4 protein-coding genes are annotated in these 2,333 nt (G+C 59.4%); 1 reads left to right on the plus strand and 3 read right to left on the minus strand.

Annotated elements, in window-relative coordinates; translation table 11 throughout:
- Positions 1-10: 10 nt before the first annotated feature.
- From ACZXDY_RS45550 to ACZXDY_RS45560, 3 genes are all read right to left on the minus strand, one after another.
- On the minus strand, positions 11-190 hold the full coding sequence (locus tag ACZXDY_RS45550; RefSeq protein ID WP_464349967.1) for a hypothetical protein: 180 nt from the start codon (positions 188-190) through the stop codon (positions 11-13).
- Between the two features lie 98 nt (positions 191-288).
- Entirely contained in the window at positions 289-612 is a 324-nt protein-coding gene (locus ACZXDY_RS45555) for a DUF2934 domain-containing protein (RefSeq protein WP_464349968.1), read from the minus strand.
- A gap of 710 nt (positions 613-1,322) precedes the next feature.
- Positions 1,323-1,631, minus strand: coding sequence for a hypothetical protein (locus ACZXDY_RS45560; RefSeq protein WP_464349969.1), 309 nt, complete (start codon positions 1,629-1,631; stop codon positions 1,323-1,325).
- A gap of 394 nt (positions 1,632-2,025) precedes the next feature.
- Here ACZXDY_RS45560 and ACZXDY_RS45565 point away from each other — a divergent pair, with 394 nt between their 5' ends.
- Positions 2,026-2,238, plus strand: coding sequence for a DUF6894 family protein (locus tag ACZXDY_RS45565; RefSeq protein ID WP_456646029.1), 213 nt, complete (start codon positions 2,026-2,028; stop codon positions 2,236-2,238).
- Positions 2,239-2,333: the final 95 nt, after the last annotated feature.

Below are 2,333 nucleotides of genomic sequence, written 5' to 3' on the forward strand. Positions count from 1 at the left end.
CGACGGAAGATCAGGCCCACTTATCTTCTTCGCGGCGGGCTTCGTCCTCATTGAGGCGCTCGGCCACGTCATCAGCGACAGGTGAATCTTCCGTCGTCGCGATCGGCGTGCCGTCCTGCTTCTTGATCGTTTTGCCTTCGGCATGCACTGGAAAATCATCGGGCTTTAGTGGCTTCCTTGACGTCGACATCGCGTCTCCCTCCTGTGTGCCGACACAATAGCACGCGCTCTAAGAAACGGGGGCCAGAACTCTCGAGTAGCTAGATGCGTCCACTTCGGGACACGTGCTCACTCGTTTTCATCCTCGCTAAGTTCCCGCTCTGCCTGTAACCAGAACTCTAGATCCCGTCCCGTAGGCCGCCCGTGCTGTTCCCAGAGTTCGTGGGCACGAGCCCTGATTGCTTGCTTGGACCGCCGCGCCGCTAGGCGCCGTTGCAGGCTCTCCCTCAGATCCTCGACGAACGCCTTGAGCCGCTGATAGGTCGTTTGGTCGGTTATCCCGGAAGCCAGCCGCTTCGCCTGTTCGAGTTGGCGCTCTAACTCTTGGGGCTCGGTGCTCTGGCTCATGGTCACCTCCGCCAGAAATAAATCGGCGGGGGCAAAATTGTTCATCTTCGGCTTGTTCGTCCGGGAAGCCGGGCCACGAGGCGCGCCCCGCACCAAAGCTCGATGCCATGGCCCTCGACCAGCCGCCGAGCCCTTTCGATCGCTTCTTCGTCATCAGCGCAGACCATCGGTTCTAAGCTGATGATATGGCCGTCCAGCGCGACGGTATAGGCTCGGTATTCCGGCATGGGCTATTGCGGCGCCCGCAGGCCGGGCGAACTAAGCCACTCATCGATGTGGGAGGCTGTCTCACTTTGCCGCGCCCTTCGCAGTAGGTTTTCGCGCTCTTTGCCGGGCGGCAGTTTTTTGGCTTGCTGGCGGGCCAGCTTAGCGTGCTCGATCAAGCGATCACGGAGGGACAAAACTTGTTTGAAACGGCGTCTCTTCATGACGCGCTCCATCCTTAATGCAGGCGGGAGCACAACACTCTCAGTCACCGCTAAATAGCCTTGGGATGGTACGGCGATGAAGCCAGCCTACGCCCAATCAGTGCTGGCTTCGGTCTAAAAGTGCACACAGCCTCGGTATGCAGTTTCTGAAGCAGAAGGATCTATGAGGTCGGCCAAGCGTCGAATCCCCGCCTCTGGCATTAAAGCCCGAGCCAGGCGCCCCTCCGGCAACCTCCGGCCGGTTGCGCGAAAGGGGGAGAAAGTGACCTACATCCACGAACGGAAGGTGCCCACCGCGGCCTAGACGAAGCAAAGCTCTTTGGCGTGTCAGCAATCCGGCATTCCCGCCGGACGTGCCGACGCATTTCCAGTGGAGCCGGTTGAGCCCGAAGCGCCAGAACCGGTGGGGCCGGGCATGGTTGAGCCCACAGTCGTTTCAGGTGCCTTTTCCGACGATGATGTACCAGCGGAGCTCGGGTTCTTTTCGCGAATGATGTTGCTGCTGACATCCCAGCATTGCTTGGGCGTGACGCCCTGATCGCGGTTTGCAGTAACGCCCGTTCCTTGTGCGTTTGCGAAGCTGGTGACTGCCAAAAGGATGGCGCCACAAACCGAAGCGAAATAGATCGTTTTCATGGTTCTTTCCTTCTCATCTGACTGCGGGCGCTCAGTGAACCGTAGGATGCCTGAGAGCGGGGCCGATCGCCTGACTGCCGTCGGCAGCCAACTCGTCCCCGAATGAGGGTCGCTGTGCGAGCCTCTGCCATTCTTCGGAAAGCCGCAGCAGTTGCTGCTTGTCTATCGAAGAGACCGTCTTCGCGGCTTGTCGACCGGCAGTGCTCGGCTCGCGTGCGGCAAATATCTCCGTGCTCAGCCATGACCGGTACACTGGTCTGCGCTCGCTCCCGGGCGCCGATTGCCCCGCATCAATTTCAATTCACCCGGTCGCTTTAATGTTCCTAGCCCAAGCCGCTTAGGAACGGTCTGCGGAAGGTCGCGTTTGCGGACGGAAAGTCGTGATTTGTGGTCGATGCCCCGTTTCTTCTTTCACATCAACGGAAAGTTCCCGTTTCGGGATGAAGTCGGAACGGAGCTTCGAGACGATCGCGCTGCTTGGAAGGAAGCTATGTTGTTGACCCGGGACATCGAAACATCGCTCCAGCCGGGGGAGAGTTGGAGCCTCGACGTCGAAGCTGGCGACCGCGTGCTGTACCGGATCAGCATCACTAGCGAAGAAGGATGAACAGCGCGCCCGCTACGGAGCCACGATAAACGAACACACTAGCTAGCCCGTTGACGACACCGAGTGCTGTCCGAGTTAGGACACCTGCCCCAAAA

The organism is Bradyrhizobium sp. LeoB3, assembly GCF_055456055.1.